Origin of the sequence: Nocardia abscessus NBRC 100374 (genome assembly GCF_000308455.1) — a bacterium.
Lineage (GTDB): Bacteria > Actinomycetota > Actinomycetes > Mycobacteriales > Mycobacteriaceae > Nocardia > Nocardia abscessus.
Window position 1 is genome coordinate 1 of the sequence record NZ_BAFP01000014.1, and the last position, 18340, is coordinate 18340.

At 68.2% G+C, this 18340-nt stretch carries 20 protein-coding genes; 6 read left to right on the forward strand and 14 right to left on the reverse strand.

Annotation, left to right across the window (positions count from 1 at the left end):
- Nucleotides 1-237 (reverse strand): hypothetical protein (locus tag ON19_RS43230; RefSeq protein WP_218006363.1); only part of this gene is annotated, 237 nt, incomplete at its 3' end.
- A gap of 175 nt (nt 238-412) precedes the next feature.
- A complete protein-coding gene (locus ON19_RS02735) occupies nt 413-1006 on the reverse strand; it encodes a YdeI/OmpD-associated family protein (protein WP_051168467.1) in 594 nt (197 codons plus the stop codon).
- A 165-nt stretch (nt 1007-1171) separates the two neighbouring features.
- Between ON19_RS02735 and ON19_RS02740 the strand changes: the two genes are divergently transcribed.
- Entirely contained in the window at nt 1172-2653 is a 1482-nt protein-coding gene (locus ON19_RS02740; protein WP_043686159.1) for an AAA family ATPase, read from the forward strand.
- A gap of 70 nt (nt 2654-2723) precedes the next feature.
- Here the strand turns inward: ON19_RS02740 and hsaB are convergent, their stop codons facing one another.
- From hsaB to hsaA, 4 genes are read right to left on the reverse strand one after another with little or no spacing between them, the layout of a single operon-like run.
- Nucleotides 2724-3296, reverse strand: a complete 573-nt coding sequence (gene hsaB, locus ON19_RS02745; protein WP_043686162.1) for a 3-hydroxy-9,10-secoandrosta-1,3,5(10)-triene-9,17-dione monooxygenase reductase subunit — start codon at nt 3294-3296, stop codon at nt 2724-2726.
- A gap of 20 nt (nt 3297-3316) precedes the next feature.
- Nucleotides 3317-4222 carry an iron-dependent extradiol dioxygenase HsaC gene (gene hsaC / locus ON19_RS02750; RefSeq protein WP_043686165.1) on the reverse strand — a complete coding sequence of 302 codons (906 nt, stop codon included), beginning with the start codon at nt 4220-4222 and terminating at the stop codon, nt 3317-3319.
- Nucleotides 4222-5100 (reverse strand): 4,5:9,10-diseco-3-hydroxy-5,9,17-trioxoandrosta-1(10),2-diene-4-oate hydrolase, encoded by an 879-nt coding sequence (hsaD, locus tag ON19_RS02755; RefSeq protein ID WP_043686224.1) that lies wholly within the window; start codon nt 5098-5100, stop codon nt 4222-4224. Before hsaD ends, hsaC begins: the two co-directional genes overlap by 1 nt.
- A gap of 11 nt (nt 5101-5111) precedes the next feature.
- The gene (hsaA, locus tag ON19_RS02760) at nt 5112-6275 is read right to left on the reverse strand and encodes a 3-hydroxy-9,10-secoandrosta-1,3,5(10)-triene-9,17-dione monooxygenase oxygenase subunit (RefSeq protein ID WP_043686167.1); all 1164 of its coding nucleotides are present in this window, start codon (nt 6273-6275) and stop codon (nt 5112-5114) included.
- Between the two features lie 198 nt (nt 6276-6473).
- Between hsaA and ON19_RS02765 the strand changes: the two genes are divergently transcribed.
- From ON19_RS02765 to ON19_RS02775, 3 genes are all read left to right on the forward strand, one after another.
- Complete coding sequence (locus tag ON19_RS02765) at nt 6474-7673, forward strand: 3-ketosteroid-9-alpha-monooxygenase, oxygenase component (RefSeq protein WP_043686170.1); 1200 nt, start codon at nt 6474-6476, stop codon at nt 7671-7673.
- Nucleotides 7673-8005: a hypothetical protein gene (locus tag ON19_RS02770; protein WP_051168468.1), complete on the forward strand. Its 333-nt coding sequence runs from the start codon at nt 7673-7675 to the stop codon at nt 8003-8005. The genes ON19_RS02765 and ON19_RS02770 overlap by 1 nt, the downstream gene beginning before the upstream one ends.
- Nucleotides 8006-8123: 118 nt before the next feature.
- Nucleotides 8124-8993, forward strand: a complete 870-nt coding sequence (locus tag ON19_RS02775; RefSeq protein WP_227954581.1) for an MBL fold metallo-hydrolase — start codon at nt 8124-8126, stop codon at nt 8991-8993.
- A 6-nt stretch (nt 8994-8999) separates the two neighbouring features.
- On the opposite strand, the gene ON19_RS02780 is transcribed toward ON19_RS02775, so the two are convergent.
- Together ON19_RS02780 and ON19_RS02785 are read right to left on the reverse strand one after the other, a co-directional pair.
- Nucleotides 9000-9410: a cupin domain-containing protein gene (locus ON19_RS02780; protein ID WP_043686177.1), complete on the reverse strand. Its 411-nt coding sequence runs from the start codon at nt 9408-9410 to the stop codon at nt 9000-9002.
- A gap of 30 nt (nt 9411-9440) precedes the next feature.
- Nucleotides 9441-10490 carry a saccharopine dehydrogenase NADP-binding domain-containing protein gene (locus tag ON19_RS02785; RefSeq protein ID WP_043686181.1) on the reverse strand — a complete coding sequence of 350 codons (1050 nt, stop codon included), beginning with the start codon at nt 10488-10490 and terminating at the stop codon, nt 9441-9443.
- A gap of 96 nt (nt 10491-10586) precedes the next feature.
- Here ON19_RS02785 and ON19_RS02790 point away from each other — a divergent pair, with 96 nt between their 5' ends.
- The gene (locus ON19_RS02790; RefSeq protein ID WP_043686184.1) at nt 10587-11504 is read left to right on the forward strand and encodes an AraC family transcriptional regulator; all 918 of its coding nucleotides are present in this window, start codon (nt 10587-10589) and stop codon (nt 11502-11504) included.
- A gap of 196 nt (nt 11505-11700) precedes the next feature.
- Here the strand turns inward: ON19_RS02790 and ON19_RS02795 are convergent, their stop codons facing one another.
- From ON19_RS02795 to ON19_RS02810, 4 genes are all read right to left on the reverse strand, one after another.
- On the reverse strand, nt 11701-12453 hold the full coding sequence (locus ON19_RS02795) for a DUF427 domain-containing protein (RefSeq protein WP_043686188.1): 753 nt from the start codon (nt 12451-12453) through the stop codon (nt 11701-11703).
- 92 nt (nt 12454-12545) lie between these two features.
- Nucleotides 12546-13793, reverse strand: a complete 1248-nt coding sequence (locus tag ON19_RS02800; RefSeq protein WP_043686191.1) for an MFS transporter — start codon at nt 13791-13793, stop codon at nt 12546-12548.
- Entirely contained in the window at nt 13790-14263 is a 474-nt protein-coding gene (locus tag ON19_RS02805; protein WP_051168469.1) for a MarR family winged helix-turn-helix transcriptional regulator, read from the reverse strand. The genes ON19_RS02800 and ON19_RS02805 overlap by 4 nt, the downstream gene beginning before the upstream one ends.
- A 114-nt stretch (nt 14264-14377) precedes the next feature.
- Nucleotides 14378-14869 carry a cupin domain-containing protein gene (locus tag ON19_RS02810; protein ID WP_043686200.1) on the reverse strand — a complete coding sequence of 164 codons (492 nt, stop codon included), beginning with the start codon at nt 14867-14869 and terminating at the stop codon, nt 14378-14380.
- Between the two features lie 75 nt (nt 14870-14944).
- Here ON19_RS02810 and ON19_RS02815 point away from each other — a divergent pair, with 75 nt between their 5' ends.
- Nucleotides 14945-15547, forward strand: a complete 603-nt coding sequence (locus tag ON19_RS02815) for a TetR/AcrR family transcriptional regulator (RefSeq protein WP_218006365.1) — start codon at nt 14945-14947, stop codon at nt 15545-15547.
- A gap of 10 nt (nt 15548-15557) precedes the next feature.
- On the opposite strand, the gene ON19_RS02820 is transcribed toward ON19_RS02815, so the two are convergent.
- Together ON19_RS02820 and ON19_RS02825 are read right to left on the reverse strand one after the other, a co-directional pair.
- Complete coding sequence (locus ON19_RS02820; protein WP_043686202.1) at nt 15558-16955, reverse strand: FAD-binding oxidoreductase; 1398 nt, start codon at nt 16953-16955, stop codon at nt 15558-15560.
- Between the two features lie 215 nt (nt 16956-17170).
- Nucleotides 17171-18226 (reverse strand): acyl-CoA dehydrogenase family protein, encoded by a 1056-nt coding sequence (locus tag ON19_RS02825; RefSeq protein WP_043686204.1) that lies wholly within the window; start codon nt 18224-18226, stop codon nt 17171-17173.
- Nucleotides 18227-18340 lie beyond the last annotated feature (114 nt).

Genomic DNA, 18340 nt, shown 5'->3' on the forward strand with positions numbered 1-18340 from the left:
TCGGCCGGACCGCACAGGCCGCGAACGGAAACCACCGTTCGCGGCCTGCGTCGTGTGTGTCTCGCGATGACCTTCGATTACCGCAACTTCGGTGTCAGCGAGGTGGAGCCACGGCAATTGGTGGATATCAGCGGGCACATCGCCGACATCCGCGCGGCGATCACCTGCGCCCTCGCCCAACCCGATGTGGACCCCGAACGCCTCGTGCTGTGGGGAACCTCGCTGGGCGGCGGGCACGTCGTCACCGTCGCCGCCGAAGACGGCCGGGTGGCGGCGCTCGTCGCACCCGCGCAAGGTGGAAGGCCGGTCTGCCAAGACACCTTGTCGGTGACGGTGCTCGGCATCGGTGCCGACACCATCGGTCGCGACCGGTTTCGCAGCGAAGGTCGCGCCGGTGCCGCGGAAACGGTCGCTATCCAGCCAGTTCGGCGACCATCCGCCGTAGCTGGTCGGCACGCTCGGTGGAAGTCCGCGCCTTCATCAGCCGGAGGAAGTGGGCGTACTGCGCGGTGCGGTCGAGTTGTTCGAATCTGTTCTGGGCGAGGGGATTCGCACCGAGCGCGTCACGCAGGTCGGCTGGGCAGGTGGCGGTGCGCTGAGGTGCGTACGCGGCGGACCAGCGGCCGTCCGACTGGGCGGCGGCGATGGCCGCGAAGCCGGGGGCGCGCATCCGGCCCGTGGCGATCAGTGCTTCGGCTTTACCGACATTGACCTGCGACCAAGGGCTCTTCGGACGGCGCGGCGAGTACCGCTGGAGGTAGTGATCCGCGTCGAGGCCGCGGCGGTGACTGTCGATCCACCCGAAGCACAGCGCGCCGTCGAGCGCCTCGGTAATCGTGATCGTCGTGCCCGCGGCCCCCTTCTTCGCGATCTTCAGCCAGACCCCGACGGCCCGGTCGTGATGGGCTGCGAGCCACTCCTCCCACTGCCCGATGTCGGTGCAAATAAGGATTCCCGTTTCATCCCACTGACCCACACGTGCCTCCAAAGATGCGGTGCTGTTCATACACCTCATCCTCCGCCCCAAAGTGCTCATCAACTGAGCACTTCACCTTCCGAGTGGCACATGAGCATGGGGTGATCTCGGGTTCTTCGCGCTCATGTGCCAATCGGCGCACGGCGGGGTGAGAGTAGTACAGTTATCATAAGTCTATTACTCAGGGGAGGCCGTGTGCGGAAGCCGTCCGACATCTTCGACCGCGACCGGGAATGGGAGGCGTTGACCCGGTTCGTCAACGACTCCGCACCGGGTGCGACTCTCGGTGTGGTCTCCGGTCGCCGCAGACAAGGCAAGAGCTTCCTGCTCGAGGCGGTCTGTGAAGTCGCCGACGGCTTCTATTTCTCCGCGCAGGAGGCCACCGACGCGGAATCGCTCGCGGCGATAGGGGAAGCGCTCAGCCGCCACCTCGATCTCGTGGCTCCCTTCACCCCGGCGCACTGGGGGCAGGTGATCGACGTGCTTCTCCGCATGGGCATCGAGGGGAACACGCCTGTGGTGATCGATGAGTTCCCCTATCTGGCCAGGGCGAATCCGGCTCTGCCATCGATCATTCAGGGAGCGTATGCGCCGAGGCGTGCCGAGCGCACCGCTTCTCGCACCCGGTTGCTGCTGTGTGGTTCGGCGCTGTCCTTCATGGGTAGCTTGCTCTCAGGAAACGCCCCGCTGCGCGGCCGCGCGTCGCTCGAATTGCCGATCGCCACATTGAACTACCGTCGAGCAGCGGAGTTCTGGGGGATCACCGATGCGCGGCTGGCCCTGCTCGTACATTCGGTGGTGGGCGGAACGCCGGCGTATCGGACCGAGATGATGCGCTACGACGCCCCTGCGGATCTCGCGGATTTCGATGATTGGGTGGTGCGAGCGATCCTGTCTCCAGGAAGCCCCATGTTCCTGGAGGCGCGTTACCTACTCGCCGAAGAGCCCGATCTTCGCGACGGCGCGCTCTACCACTCCGTGCTGAACGCCATCGCCACCGGCAACACCGGCCGGGGCGGCATCGCCGGCCACGTCGGCCGCCCGGTGAATACGCTGGCGCATCCCTTGACCGTGCTCGAGGACGGGGGTTTCATCACCCGTGAACCCGACGCGTTCCGCGCCAACCGCAGCGATTTCCGCATCGCCGAACCGCTGGTCACGTTCTACCACGCGATTATGCGGCCGTTCTGGCCGCAGCTGACCTTGGCCGCCGATACCCACCGCATCTGGCAACGAGCGTCGCATCGATTCGCCAGCAACGTGATCGGTCCACACTTCGAGCGGATCTGCCGAGAGTGGGCCACGCTTTTCGCCCAGGAAACCACCGGCCGCAATCGGCTCGGCGACCTTCCTGTGCAGGTTTCGTCCGGCACGGTCAATGATCCAGCCAACCGTACGACACACGAAGTCGACGTCGTCGCGATCGGTTACGCCGAGGACGGCCGCCCACCGCTGCTCGGCATCGGGGAGGCGAAGTGGAACGAGGTGATGGGCCTCGGCCACTTGGACCGTCTGCGGCGTCTGCGCGAACTGGTCGCCGCGGGCGGGAAATTCGACGTCACCGGCATGCGCTTGCTCTGCTTCTCCGGCGCAGGCTTCAGCGAAGACCTCCAACGGGCCGAACGCGATGGGGAAGTCGAGTTGATCGGACTCGATGAATTGTACGGCCGCTCGTGAACGCGCGACGTCAGCTTGCCATGCAGGACGACGTAGGTGCAGGTGTTCGAGTGCTCGCTCCTCCGAACACCTACAGCCAGGTATCCAATGTCGTCGTGGTGAGGAAGTGCTCGAGGTCGGCGCGCCAAGGGGCCGGGGTGGTCTTCTCGGGTTCGATGGCGGTGTACTGCCCCCGGTAGAACAGCAGGGGGCGGCCGGTGGTCGTCGTTTCGGTGAGGGACTGGACCCGGCCGATGACGATGTAGTGATCGCCGCCGTCGACGACGCTGTCGACCTTGCATTGGATGGTGGCCAGCGCGTCGTCCAGGACCGGCAGGTCGAGGTCGGAGGTATGCCAGGCGGCGCCGGCGAACTTGTCGGGTTCGCGGGAGCCGAAGCGGGCGCACAGTTCGCGCTGCTGTTCGGCGAGGACGTTCACGCAGAAGCGCCCGGATTTCTCGATCGCCGCCCAGGACCTGGACGCCTTGGTCGGGCAGAACAGCACCAGGGGCGGTTCCAGCGAGAGGGCGGCGAACGATTGGCAGGCGAAGCCGATCGGGGCCTGTTCGCCGTCGAAGGTGGTGATCACGGTGATGCCGGTGCAGAACTGCCCGAGCACATTCCGGAACTGCCGTGGATCGATCTCGGATCCGTCCGCGGTCATCGTTTCGCTCGCCCTCTCGGTCACTGCTGCCGCTGTCCGACGGTGAAGTCGTGGCCCCACAGGCTCACCGCGGTGGATTCCCGCGCGATCCAGTCGTGGTCGTCCACTTCCAAGCCCTCGCAACCGAATTCGACGTCGAATCCGCCCGGTGTCTTCATGTAGAAGGAGAGCATCTTGTCGTTGACGTGCCGCCCGAGCGTCGCCGACATCTTGACCTTCTTGCGCAGCGCGCGGTCCAAGGCCAGCCCGACGTCGTCGGCGTTCTCCACCTCGATCATCAGGTGCACGATGCCGCTCGGTGTCGGCATGGGCAGGAACGCCAGCGAGTGGTGGCGCGGATTGCAGCCGAAGAACCGCAGCCAGGCGGGCTCACCGTCGGCCGGGCGGCCGACCATCTGCGGTGGCAGCCGCATCGAGTCACGCAGCCGGAAGCCGAGGACGTCGCGGTAGAACTCCAGCGCCGCCTTGTCGTCCTTGGTGCTGAGCACCACGTGCCCGAGCCCCTGCTCCTCGGTGACGAACTTGTGCCCATACGGACTGACCACCCGGCGGTGCTCCAGCGCCGCGCCGTGGAACGCCTCGAGCGTGTTGCCGGAGGGGTCGTCGAACCGGATCAGCTCGTACACCCGGCGATCGGCCAGTTCGGCGGCGGTGCCCTCCTTGAAGGGCACGCCCGCCGCGTCCAGCCGGTTGCGAATGTCCTGCAGCTCTTCGGCGTTGGCGGTTTCCCAGCCCGAGATCTGCAGCCGGTCCTTCTCGCCGGGGACGATCACCAGCCGGGCCGGGAACTCGTCCATGCGCAAATACAACGCTTCGGGGTCGGCCCCCTTGCCCTCGACCATGCCGAGGACCTTCAGGCCGTACTCCCGCCAGGCGGCCATGTCGGTCGCCTCGATTCGCAGATATCCCAGTGAACGGATTCCCATCACTTCTCCTTGACGCCCGCGAGGAAATCGATGGCCAGCCGGTTGAACTCGTGGAACTTCTCCAGCTGCGCCCAGTGCCCGCACCCGCCGAAGACGTGCAGCTGTGCGCGCGGGATCAGCTTGGTCGCCACCAGCGCGCCGTCCAGCGGGTTGACCCGGTCCTCGCGACCCCAGATCAACAGCACCGGCTGACGCAGCTTGTAGGCGTCACGCCAGAGCATGCCCTTCTCGAAGTCCGCGCTCGCGAACGACTTGCCCATGGCGCGGGTCGCGGCCAGCGCCTCCGGCGTGCTCGCCGAAGCGAACCGCTCCTCGATCAGCTCGTCGGTGACCAACGACTGGTCGAAGACCATGATGCGCAGGAACGCCGCCAGGTTCTCCCTGGTCGGCTCGTAGTTGAACTTGGAGAGCAGCTTCACGCCCTCGGTCGGATCGGGCGCGAACAGGTTGGTGCTCAGCCCGCCCGGTCCCATCAGGACCAGCTTTCCGGCCCGATCCGGGTAGTCCAGCGCGAACCGGACCGCCGCGCCGCCACCGAGCGAGTTGCCCAGCAGGTGCACCCGCGAGGTGATCTCCAGGTGGTCGAGCAGGTCCTTCAGCGCCGACGCGCTGTGCACGAAGTACTGCGGATGCTCGGTGGGCTTGTCCGAGCGGCCGTAGCCGGGCTGGTCGACGGCGAGCACGTGGAAGTGCTCGGCGAGCACCGGGATGTTGCGCGCGAAGTTCGACCACGAGGACGCGCCCGGACCGCCGCCGTGCAGCAGCACGATCGTCGGCCCGTTGCCGACGCCCGCCTCGTGGTAGTGCAGCCGCAGATCGGGCCGCACCTGCGCGTAGCGGGAAGTCGATTCGGCGGTGAGTTCCACGGTCGATGTCACGGTCACCCCTCCTAGACCATGCCGTCGGTGACGGGCAACCCGAACTCGTGCGTGCCGTACATCAGGTACGCGCGCTCCGGATCGTTGGCCGCGTGCACCCGGCCGGCGTGCGCGTCACGCCAGAAGCGTTGCAGCGGTGTGTCGTTCGACAGCGCGGTGGCCCCGGAGCTCTCGAACAGCTTGTCGATCGCGGTGATCGAGCGGCCGGTCGCGCGTACCTGGTCGCGGCGGGCCCGCACGCGCAGGTCGAACGGGATCTCCTCGCCCGCCACCAGCAGCGCGTATTCGTCGGCCACGTTCCCCGACAGCTGCCGCCACGCGGCGTCGATGTCGCTGGCGGCCTCCGCGATGCGCACCTTGGCGAACGGGTCGTCCTTGGCCTTCTCGCCCGCGTAGGCCGCGCGCACCCGCTTGCCCTGGTGCTCCACGTGCGCCTGGTAGGCGCCGTAGGCCATGCCGACGATCGGGGTGGAGATGGTGGTGGGATGGATGGTGCCCCACGGCATCTTGTACACCGGGTCGGTGTTCCGCTCCAGGCCGGGCGATTTCAGCTCGCTCATCGCGCGGAAGCTGAGGAATCGGTGCGACGGCACGAAGACGTCCTTCACCACGACGGTGTTGGAACCGGTGCCGCGCAGGCCGACCACGTTCCACACGTCGTCGATGCGGTAGTCGTCGCGCGGGATGAGGAAGCTGCCGAAGTCGACCGGCTTGCCGTCCTTGATCACCGGGCCGCCGAGCACCGCCCAGGTGGCGTGATCGCAGCCGGAGGACCAGGCCCACGCGCCGTTGACGAGGTAGCCGCCGTCGACGACCGTGCCCGCGCCCATGGGTGCGTAGGAGGAGGAGATCCGCACTTCGGTGTCCTCGCCCCAGACGTCTTCCTGCGCTTGCTGGGCGAACAGCGCGAGATGCCAGTTGTGCACGCCCACGATGCCCGCCACCCAGCCGGTGGAGCCGCACGCGCTGGCGATCTTGCGCACGGTGTCGTAGAAGACCACCGGATCGGCGGCGTGACCGCCCCACTGCTTGGGCTGGAGCAACCGGAAGAAGCCGGTCTCCTGCAACGCCTTCATGCTTTCGTCGGGGATGCGCCGCAGGTCCTCGGCCTCCTGTGCGCGTTCGCGCAACGTCGGCAACAGCGCTTCGACCCGTTCGGTCACTTCTTGCGTCATCTCGGGACCTGCTCCTGCCTGGTCGGTTGATGTCCGGAATGTCATTTGCCTCTGAGACTAGAACAGGTTCCTATTTATGTCGAGAACCGGTGTCCACCCCCGCTCGGACATGCGCTCATGCAGGAAGTGAGGGGAATCGCTGGCGTCCAGAGCGCCAGTTTTGTAACGTGTTCTAGTACAGATGGAGGAGGATTCGCGATGGCAGTTACCCCACAGGGCGGCGGTGCGAAGGTACGGGAGCTGGATGTCGGCACCGCACCGACCCGCTATGCGCGGGGATGGCATTGCCTGGGGCTGGCCAAGACGTTCCGGGACGGCAAGCCGCACGCGGTGAACATCTTCGGCACCAAGCTGGTCGTTTGGGCCGACAGCAACGGTGAACTGCGGGTGCTCGACGCCTACTGCAGGCACATGGGCGGCGACCTGAGCATGGGCGAGGTCAAGGGCGACGACATCGCCTGTCCGTTCCACGACTGGCGCTGGTCGGGGACCAACGGCAAATGCACCGCGATTCCGTACGCCCGCCGGGTGCCGCCGTTGGCGCGCACCAGGAAGTGGACCACCCTCGAGCGCAACGGCCAGCTGTTCGTCTGGCACGACCACGAGGGCAGCCAGCCGCCGCCCGAGGTCACGATTCCGCACATCAAGGGCCCTTACACCGACGCGGACGGCAACCCCACCGAGGAACTCGACAGCGGGTGGACCGACTGGACCTGGAATTCGATGCTGATCGAAGGCGCCAACTGCCGCGAGATCATCGACAACGTGGTCGACATGGCCCACTTCTTCTACATTCATTTCGCCTTCCCGACGTACTTCAAGAACGTCTTCGAGGGGCATATCGCCACCCAGTTCCTGGAGACCAAAGGCAGGCCGGACATCGGCATGGCCTCCAAGTACGGCGGTGACACGCTGCTCAAGTCCGAAGCCTCGTATTTCGGACCCTCGTACATGATCAACCCGCTGATCAACATCTACAGCGGTTACGAGGTCAAAAGCGTCCTGATCAACTGCCACTACCCGGTCACGCAGGACTCCTTCGTCCTGCAATGGGGCATCACGCTGGAGAAGCCGAAGGGCGTCGAGGGCGAGATGGCGACCAAGCTGGCGGAGAAGATGACCGAGGGCATCAGCGTCGGCTTCCTGCAGGACGTGGAGATCTGGAAGCACAAGTCCAAGGTCGAGAATCCGCTGCTGTGCGAGGAGGACGGGCCGGTCTACCAGCTGCGTCGGTGGTACGACCAGTTCTACGTCGACCTGGCCGACGTCACCGAGAAGATGACCCAGCGCTTCGAGTTCGAGGTGGACACCACCAAGGCGAACGAGGCGTGGGAGGCCGAGGTCGCCGAGAACCTGCGGCGCAAGCGCGAGTCCGAGGAAGCCGAGGCCGGCGTCTGATGGCGGCCACCTGGGCGAAGGCACCCGATTTCGCCGATCAACCCGCGCGGCGAGCCGAAGTGCACGCCCAGACGGTGGTCGACAAGCAGCGGTACCTGGAGGACGGCCTGACCCCGCTGCGGTGTCAGGCCTGCCAGAGCCAGGTGCTGGTGCGCAAGAGCAGCACGCACCAGACCTCGGTGCAGTGGACCGGCGATCCCGCCGAACGCTGCCCGGTCTTCGCCGAGCTGAGCGCGCGCGGCCACGGGCCGGGCCGCCCTGACTCGTGTCCCGACCTGGAGCGCACCATCGCCTGGGCCGTGACCGAGGGACTGCTCGAAATCCCTGACTAGGCACGGTATTCGAGGGTGCTCGGCGCGGATCGGTTAGCCCGCCGATCGCCGCGGCGGTGACCGTGCTGTCGCGGGCGAGCCGTGCTCGGGCTACGTTGACGGGAACAAGAAGACCTTCGTGCCGGAACGGATCCCGTCCGATCCGGCACCGCAGGAGGGAGTTTCCGTGATGCTGGTGCGGCATCTGGACTGCGCGACCATGTGCCCGGTCGGCGGGCGCGCGCTGCTGGGCAGCGGTGGACTGCTGACCGGCGGGCTGGTCGGGCATTGCCTGCTCGTCGAGTCCGATGACGGGCTGGTGCTGGTGGACACCGGATTCGGCATGGCCGACGTGCTCGACCGCGGCCGGCTCGGTGTCGGTACCGCGCGGTTGTTGCGACCGCGGCTGCGTCCGGAACTCACCGCGCTGCACCAGATCCGCGGGCTCGGCTATCGGCGCGAGGATGTCCGGCACATCGTGCTCACCCATCTCGATGTCGATCACGCCGGCGGGCTGTCCGATTTTCCCGACGCCACCGTGCACGTCTTCGCCGACGAGCTCGACGCGGCGACCCAACGGCCCACCATCGGGGAGAAGCTGCGCTACCAGCCGCGCCAGTGGGAGCACGGACCCCGCTGGCTGGCCCACGAGACCGGCGCGGACACGTGGTTCGGCTTCACCGCCGTCCCGGTGCTCGAGGACATCATGCTGATCCCACTGGTCGGGCACACCCGCGGGCACAGCGGCGTCGCGGTCCGGCAGAGCGACGGGTGGCTGCTGCACTGCGGTGACGCCTACTTCCACCACCGGCAGCTGGCGGTGGGGAAGGCTCGTCCACCGGTCGGGCTGGGCGTCTTCGAGGTGTTCGCGGGCACGCTGGGGCGCGCGCGGGTGGAGAACCTGGAGCGCCTGCGCACGCTGCGCGCCGAGCACGGTGACCGGGTGCGGATGTTCTGCGCGCACGATCCACACGAGCTCGCTCAATTCGCCACGGTGCCGGTGCGCTGATCCCGGTCAGTCCAGCCGGAAGTCCGCGAAGTCGAATCCCGGCGCGACGATGCAGCTGACCAGCGCGTACTCCGTGCCCGCCGGTCGCGCCGACTGGCTCACACCGCCGGGCACCACGGCCTGGAGAACTTGACCGCGCTCCAGGTCGGGGCCGAGGATCACCGTCTCGCCGCCGATGTCCAGCGCCAGTGGGCCGCCGCGATGCCAGAGCCACAGCTCGTCGGATCGCACCGTGTGGGCGGCCGAATGCTCGCCCGGCAGCAGCAGGAAATGGATCGCCGTGGCGGCGGCGCGCGGACCGGGGTAGCCCTCCGGCGTGAATTCCACCGGACTGCGCCAGGTTTCGCGATACCAGCCGCCCTCGGGATGCGGTGCGAGATCGAGTGCGACGGCGAGCGGCGGTCGATTGTCGGTCATCGTTCGACTATGCCCGATCCGCGCTGCCGCTCAGTTCTCCTCGATGCGCCAGGTGATCCCGAACGGTGCCAGCGCATCCAGGAAATCGGCAGCGTCGAACGCTTCGGCGGGGGCCAGCGCACCCGGTGCGGCCGCGCCCGCGGCCAGCCGGACGGCCGTCTCCACCGCCATCAGCGCCGAATCGCGGTAGGAATCGACACCGCTCACCACGCCGCGGACCCGGCGACCGTCCACGCCGAACGTGTCCACCACGAGGTCGTAGCGCAGATCCGAGCTCGGCTCGTCGGGCAGCGTCTCGATCAGCTCGGCGGTGAAACCGCTGAGCAAGTCGAGGATCGACGTGGCGAGCACGCCCTCGACGTAGGAGACCTCCGAGTGCCGGGGGATGGTGACGACCGGGGGCTGCGGGAACTTCGCGACGGGAGTCGGCTCCGCGTCACCGGGGAAGGTCATCTTGTCCTGCCGCGCGGTGGTTCCGGTGCGCAGTTCGCCGCCCGCGTAGTGCCAGCCGCCGCTACGGAACCAGTCCAGGCTGGCGAACACCGTCTTCGCGCTTCCTTTGGAACCGTTGCCGCCGCTCTTGCTCAGGTGGCTCAGCACCACCTCGGCCGGTCCGGCCACCCGGCGGGTGGTCAGGTGCGCGAGCAGGTCGCCGGGGAGATTACTGTCGGTGATGCCGGAGACCACGGTGACGCCCGCCGCCGCGGCACGCGGACCGAACTCCTCGAAGACCCGCCGCAGGAACAGTTGTTCGCCGGACATATCGGTGTAGTGCGCACCCGCCTCGATCGCCGCGGCGAGCACCGCTGCGCCGTTCTCGACGTAGGCGGGCAAGCTGCTGATCACGACGCCGGCTCCGGAGAACGCGGTGACGAGGGCGGCGTGGTCGTGCAGGTCCGCTACCCGGATGTCGGCGTTCGGGAGGTCGGCGGCATGTGCGGCGGCCCGGATGCGATCGGCATTGCGGCCCACCAGGATCGGGATGATGCCGCGGCGGCGCAGGTCGGCGAGCAGGTAGCTGCCGGTGTGGCCGGTGGCGCCGTAGACGGCGATGGCGGGGGTGGCTTCGGTGGATTTCATGAGAAGAAATTTATTGCCCGCCTGTGAGTCGAACAATGCCTATCAAGCTTGATATTTTGTCCGTAACGCTCAAATTGGAAGTGCTACGGTGTACTGGTGGACATCCTCAGCGAGGCCATCGCCGCCATCCGCACCGGCAGCCCGACTTCAGGTCTGTTCGTCCGGCACGCTCCGTGGGGCCGCCGGTATCCCGTGGTGCCCGGAGCGGGGTTCCACGTCGTGTTGCAGGGGTCGTGCTGGGTGGTGCCGCCGGACGGCCCCCCGATGGCGCTCGGCGCGGGTGACGTGTTGTTCATGCCGCGCGGCGCCGATCACGACCTGGTCGACAGCTTGGACTCCCCGGTCACCGAGCACGCGAGGCCGGGGGAACCGAGGGAAATCGTGGGGCCCGGCGTTCGGGCCGCGTTGCTGTGCGGCGCTTACGAACTCGGCCGAGGTCGTAGCCATCCGATTCTCGACGAGTTGCCCGAGTTCATCCACCTGCCCGCCCGCCCAGGGCGTCATCCGGCGTTGCGCGGCGCCGTCGATCTGCTGGCCGCGGAGATCGCCGAGCCGCGCCCGGGCAGTGACGCGGCCGTGCCCGCGATCCTGGAGACGCTGCTGCTGTTCATCCTGCGCGCCTGGTTCGACGAGCAGGCCGACGCGCAGTCCTCCGGTTGGGCAGGCGCTTTCGCCGATCCAGCCGTAGCGGCGGTGTTGCGCGCCGTGCACGAGGAGCCCGCGCGAGCCTGGACCGTCTCCGATCTCGGTCACGTCGCGGGCGTCTCCCGCGCCACCCTCGCCCGCCGCTTCACCGCGACGGTCGGCGAACCGCCGCTGGCCTACGTCACCCGCTGGCGCATGCTGACCGCCGCCCGCCTGCTCCGCGACACCGACAGCAGCCTCGGCGCCGTCGCCCGCCGCGTCGGATACACCTCGGAATTCGCCTTCGCGAAGGCGTTCAAACGCGAATACGGCCTGGCTCCGGGCCAGTACCGCCGCGCGGCCGACAGCACGCCCTTGGTCGCGGTCTGACCTGAGGACGCGGCGACCTTGCGAGCACTCGCCGAGCCGCGTCTGGGCATTGCGCCGGATACCGGCGCACCTGCCGCCGGATCCCGGACCGGCTGAACGCATCACGGCGATCCAGGGCACGTTCACCTCGCGGCACGCCATCGACCGGCACCGCGACGGCAACGACGCGGAACGGGCCGGCGGGCTATCGGTGAGCTCAGCTGAACGGCGAGCGGGGCCGTTCCTGGAGTTCACCGTCCACGTAGATGTCGACCTTCTCGCTGTAGAAGCAGACCAGCCCGGCGACTTTCTGGCTCTCCGGAAGCGGTGTGCGGTAGCCCCACGCGTAGTCGGGATACTCCTTGCCCTCGACGCGGACGGTCCAGTAGTCGGCGGTGCCCTTGTAGGGGCAGCTGGTGCGGGTGACCGACGGGTGCAGCAGATCCATGCGGACGTCCGTCATCGGCAGGTAGTACCGCGCGGGAAGGCCCGTTTCGAAGAGGATGCGCGGCGCGCGCGAGTCGGCGACGGTGACGCCGCCGATCTCGACCCGCACATGACGCGAGCTGGCCAGGATGTCGACGCGCGAGTACGGGTTGCGCGGGTGGACGTAGATCGGTTCGTCTTCCTCGAACCACTCGTCCATCGCGTTCCACTCCAGTCGCACCAAGTCGCGCAACTCGGTGAGCGGCGAGTCGTGATACCGCAGTGCCGCCCCGCCCGCCGTCGTGCCGTCGACCATGACGTCGTAGAGGGTCGCGTCGCCGCGGCTCGTGGAGTGTTCGGTATGTCCGTTCGGTTCGAGCTTCGCGCGCAGATCCGCGACCGGCAGATAGTAGGCCGGGTAGTGCGGGTTCTCCCACACGAGCACCGGCCGCACGCTGTCGGCCACCAAGTGGCCGCCCAGGTAGACGCGCACCCGCTTCTGGCTGGTCTCGACGCTGACGCGGCCCCGCTTCGCTTCGGTCATATTTCTCGACCGTACTCCTCGCACCGGTCGGCGCCAGGGGTGGAAACGCCGAAGGCAGCCACGCCGGTGACTGCCTTCGGTATGCCCTCGGATCAGTCGTCGCCGACGGTGATGGCCTGGGCTTCCTCGATGCTGTGCGGTGCGGGATCGTGCTCGTCGAGGTGGGCCGAGGCGGCGCGCCCGGTCATCAGGACGACGACCGCGGCGGCCGTGCACGCCGCGCCGACCCCGAAGGGCAGCGAGCTGCTGTGCTCGCCCAGTTTGCCCGCGAGGTAGGGCGCCGCGGCGCCGCCCGCGAAGCGGACGAAGCTGTACGCGGCCGACGCGGTGGACCGTTCCACCGGCGCCGAGATCATCACGGCCTCGGTGATCAGCGTGTTGTTCACACCGAGGAACAGGCCCGCCAACACGGTGCCCGCGATGAGCACCGGCTTGTGTTCGGCGAAGACGGCCATCACCGCCAGATCCGCCGCGAACAGTCCCAGCGACAGTCCCATCATCGGCAGCGAACCGAACCGGCGCTGCAACCGGGGAGCCAGGAACACCGACGCGATCGCCAGCAGCACACCCCAGCCGCAGAAGATGAAGCCGATCGCGTAGGTGCCCATGTCCAGCGGGAACGGGGTGTAGGCGAGCAAGGTGAAGAAGCCGAAGTTGTACAGCAGGGCGGTGATGCTCACGATCAGCAGCCCGCGGTGGCGCAACGCGCGGAACGGCGCGGTGATCGAGGTGTGGTGCGTGGGCTTCGGGCCCTCCGGCAGCAGGACGACGATGCTGACCAGTGCGACGGCCATCAGCACCGAGACGCCGAAGAACGGTCCGCGCCAGCTGATTCCGCCGAGCACGCCGCCGAGCAGCGGACCGGTCGCGATGCCGATGCCGAGCGCCGCCTCGTACAGGATGATCGCGCGGGCCACGCCGCCGCTGGCCGCGCCGACGATGGTGGCCAGCGCGGTGGCGATGAACAGCGCGTTGCCCAGACCCCAGCCCGCGCGGAAGCCGACGATCTGCGTGACCGTGCTGGACATACCGGCCAGCGCCGCGAACACGATGATGATCGCCAGGCCCGCGAGCAGCGTCTTCTTGGCGCCGAAGCGGCTGGAAACCACGCCGGTGACCAGCATGGCCACGCCCGTCACCAGCATGTAGCTGGTGAACAGCAGCGACACCTGGGAGGGCGAGGCGTGTAGCTGCTCGCCGATCGGTTTGAGAATGGGATCGACCAGGCCGATGCCCATGAACGCGATCACGCTCGCGAACGCGACCGCCCAGACGGCTTTCGGTTGCTCGGTGTCGTCCGCGGCCGGGTCCGCGGCGCGGGTGGGAGCCAATGCGCTCATCGATGTCCCCTCGAGATCGGATCATGCTGTCGCGTAGCCGTTTTCAGGGCCTCCAGCAGGTCGTGCAATTCGGCGTCCAGCCGGGCCAGGCGTTCGGCGTCGAAGCCGGGAAGATGGCCCCCGATCGCGGCGGCGAATGCTCGGCGGAACTCGGCCAGCCGGGTTCGCCCGGCCGGGGTGAGTTCGACGATGACGACCCGGGAGTCCTCCGGGTCCTTGCGCCGGGCCGCGAATCCCTCCGCGACCAACTTGCCGATCAGCGCCGTTGCCGCCGGCTGTGAACATCGGTCGATCCTGGCGAACTCACTGACCCGCAACGCGCCGTGTTCGTCGAGCACCGAAAGCGCTCGCGATATGGCCCGCGGCAGGTCGTCGCCGCTGATCACCCCGGCCAGCCGAGTGAGCCTGCCCGCGGTGACGAGAAGGTCGACGACGATGTCATCCGCTGCGTTCACCTGAGCTTGCTGCACGAAGAATATTATTACATAGGCTAACTATCTATCTGCGGTGAAGTCGGCCACGCGCTCCGGATCCGTGGCTGAGCCCCGCGCAGCGGCGTGCTCCGCGGGGCTTTTGTGTAGGGATCAATCCTGTTGCACGGCAACTGGTCCGGGTGTCGGTTCCTCGTATCGGATGTCGTAGGCCGCCGCGATCGGATTGATCTTCACCGGGTCCAGCACGCCGTCGGTCAGCACCGACGCCCCGGCCTCGAAAAGGTCTTCCAGGTAGCACTCCCATCCTCCGGGTGAGGAGATCTGCAGTACCCGTGGCGGCGGCTGCGACCCGCAGCGCAGGGCGTGCGGCACGCCGTGGGGCAGCAGCACGAACATGCCTTCGGTCGCGGAGAGGGTCCGGTCGTCGAACTCGACCTCGAGCGTGCCTTCGAGTACGTAGATGCATTCGTCCGCGACGTGGTGCGTGTGCCGGGGGATATCGCGTGCGAGCGTCACCTCGAGCAGGGAGAACCTGCCTTCGGTGTCGGCGGTGGTGGCTTTCACCGCGAACGCGGGCGGTAACGGCACTCGGCCGGGACGCGCCTCGTCGGGGTTGAGGAGGCGGAAACGATTGTCGGACATACTGCTACCCTTCGATGACATGAAACGGAACCGGATTCCGATTCCGTTTGAAGCGTAAACATGGAGGGTTTGCCAGTGTCAAGGCCACCGACGCCCCGGCGGCAGCGCGCCGACGCCACGCTCAACCGCGCCCGCATCGTTGCCGTGGCTCGCACGCTGTTCGCCGAACGCGGTGCGGCGGTGCAACTGCCGGAGGTGGCTCGCGCCGCCGGAGTCGGCGTCGGCACCGTCTATCGCCATTTCCCCACCCATGCCGATCTCATCGAGGCGGCCGCCGAGCAGCGCTTCGCCGAGATCGAGGACTTCGGGCGCACCGAATGCCTGTCGGCCGAGCCCGGCACGGGGCTGGCCCGCTATCTGCACCACGTCGGCGCGGTCCTGGCGGCCGATCGTGGCCTCTCGGCGGCGATCGGGGCGGCGCGGCAGTCGGCGGGCAGCGAGCCGAGGGGCGAATCCCGCACCCGGCTCGAAGGTGTGATCGGCGAACTTCTCGAGCGGGAGCGCGCCGCGGGAACGCTACGCGACGATTGCACGGTGGCGGACGTCTACCTGATCGTCGGCGCGTTGTCCGCGACCATCGCCAGTGGTAGCGGAGACTGGCGGCGACTCGTGGAGATCGTGCTCGACGGCCTGCGTCCGCGGACCGCCGATGCGGCCCGCGCACGCGCGGACGGGTGATCCGGCCGGGTCAGCCGGGGGCGATGTTGGCGTTGCGGTGGAAGACATTGCCCGGGTCGTAGCGGGACTTGATTCGGGCCAGCTTCGCGTATTTGGCGCTTCCGTAGGATTCGCGAACCCGGCCGTGGTCCGCGTCCGCCATGAAGTTCACGTAGCCGCCGTGGTTGGACGCCATGGGGCGCAGCGCTTCCCACGTCCTGCGCACCCATTCCCGGTCGAGGGCGAGTGTCTCGGCGTCGGGAGCGATCGCGTTGATATTGCACCCGTAATGCGGGGTGCGCGCGCCGCCGAAGGCCGTGTCGTCCTCGCCGACAGTGCTGAACGCGCCGTTGAGCGGAAAGATCGGCATGAACGACAGCGGCGCGGTTTTCTCGGCGGCCTTCTCGGTGAGCACCGCGATGACGTCGTTCGAGAAATCGTCCAGGTCGAGCGCCTTCTCGTACCCGCGGATGCCCCACGGCGCCGCTTCGTCGAGCATTCGCTGCAAGCCGGCATACGGGATCGGACTGATGAATTCGAACAGCGGCGGCAATGCGTCCCGGATCGGCGCCACCGCGGCGGCGTGCTCCTGCGCGGTGCCGAAACCGACGACGATCAGGGCGTGCCCCGCTCGGCCGTGGTATCGCTCCGGGACGAAAGGCGCGGGCGGCGCCGACATCGCCAGCGCTATCAACGCTCCCGACCGGCGCGGCAGCGTGGGAATGAACTCGCGAATCAGGCGGAGTGCGTCGGTGCCGTCCGGCATGTCCCAGAAGAACAAGCCGAGATTCACTTCCGGGCCGACGTGATGCAGGCGGTACTCGAATTCGGTGACCACGCCGAAATTCCCGCCGCCGCCGCGCAATGCCCAGAACAATTCCGCGTTCTCGGTCTCGGACGCCCGCACCACCTGGCCGTCGGCGAGGACCACCTGCGCCGAGACGAGATTGTCGATGGCCAGCCCGGCCATCCGGGTCAGCCAGCCCATGCCGCCGCCGAGAGTGAGGCCGCCGACGCCGGTATCGCTGATCAACCCGCCGGTCACCGCCAGCCCGTGCGCCTGGGTCGCGGCGTCCATGTCGGCCATCGTCGCTCCGCCGCCGACGCGGGCGCGCTCGGTCTCCGGATTCACCGCGACGCCCTTCAGCGCGCTGAGGTTGATCATCAGCCCACCCTCGCCGACCGCGGTTCCGCTGTAGGAGTGAGCGCCGCCGCGAACGGATATCTCCAGCCCCCGGTCTCTGGCGAAGGCCAACGCCGCGGCCACGTCGCGGGGCGACAGGCACTGGGCGATCACCGCCGGGTGCCGGTCGATGTCCGCGTTCCAGATAGCGCGGGCTCGGTCGTATCCGGTGTCCGCGGGGCCGTACACCGGCCCGTCCATGGTGGACCGTAATACTTCGAGATCGGAATTCACTGTTTGCGTCATGGCATCCTCCCGGCTGGTAGGCCCCGACGACTTGTTGGAGGCGAGCCACAACCTGGACTCGCTACGGCACCGATCCCGACCTGCGGTGCCACTCGAAAACGCACCCCCGAGCATGCGCGTGTGGCGCGTGTCACATCTTAGTTCATCGCGTCCGCACCGGACAGAAATCCGGACAGGGCGCACCGCCGATCACAGCGGTGCGCCGCTGCCCCGGGTCATGCGGGCTGTGTCATCGGACGGTGTGCGGCGCCGAACAGCTGCGCATCCGCGTGGGCACGCTTGAAGAACAGGTGCGCGTCGTGTTCCCAGGTGATCGCGATGCCACCGTGTAATTGGACGGTCTCGGCCGCGATCGCGGTGAGCGCCTCCGAGCAGTGCACGCGGGCGGCCCAGACGTCCTCGGCGGCCGAGGGGCTGTTCGCCGCCACCGCCGCGGTGGCCGCGACGGACGCGGACCGGGCCGATTCCAGCAGCACGTACATGTCCGCCATGCGGTGCTTGAGCGCCTGGAAGCTGCCGATCACCCGCCCGAACTGCACACGGGACTTGGCGTAGTCCACCGTCATCTCGAGGCAGCGATCCGCCGCGCCGACCTGCTCGGCGGCCAGCGCGGCCCACGCGATCTCCCGCAGTCGGGTGATGGTGGCGGCCGCGTCACCCGAACCGAGCCGCCGCGCCTGTACTGCGGCGAAGCCGATTTCGGCGAGCTTGCGGGTGGGGTCCATGGTGGGCGCGGATCGCCGGGTGACGCCCGGTGCGGTGGGCCCGACCTCGAAGAGACCGGTCGGGGTCACCACGACGAGGGTGTCCGCCGACATCCCGTCGAGCACGTAATGCGCGGTCCCGGTGAGCGCTCCGTCCGTCTCGCGCACGCCCGGCTCGTCCCAGCCGCCCTCACCTGCCCAGCAGACCGCGATCGTGCGCGTGCCCTCCGCCACCTCGGGCAGCAGCCGCGCGCACGCCTGCGCGTCGCCCGACAGCAGCACGGCCTGCCCGCCGAGAACGGCGGAGCCGAGCATCGGCACCCCGGCCAGTGTGCGACCCAATTCGCCCACTACCAGCAGGGATTCGACCAGACTCGCACCGAAGCCGCCGTGCTCCTCGGGAATCGCCAGCGCGGCGACGCCGATCTGCTCGCACAGCAGCCGCCACAGCGCCGGGTCGTAGCCGAGTTCGGTGTCCATCGCCGCACGCACGGCCGCGGACCCGGCGTGCTTGGTCAGCAGCGCCCGGACCGACGCGAGGAATTCCTGGTGTTCGGCGGTGCTCATCGGTGTCCTTTCGCGCATGAGCGGGGGCGCCGCGCGGTCACGCTTCGCTGCCGTCTCCGGGTCCGACCACTCATGCCGTGCCCGTATCCGGCATGAGCGGGGCTCTGCGTGGTC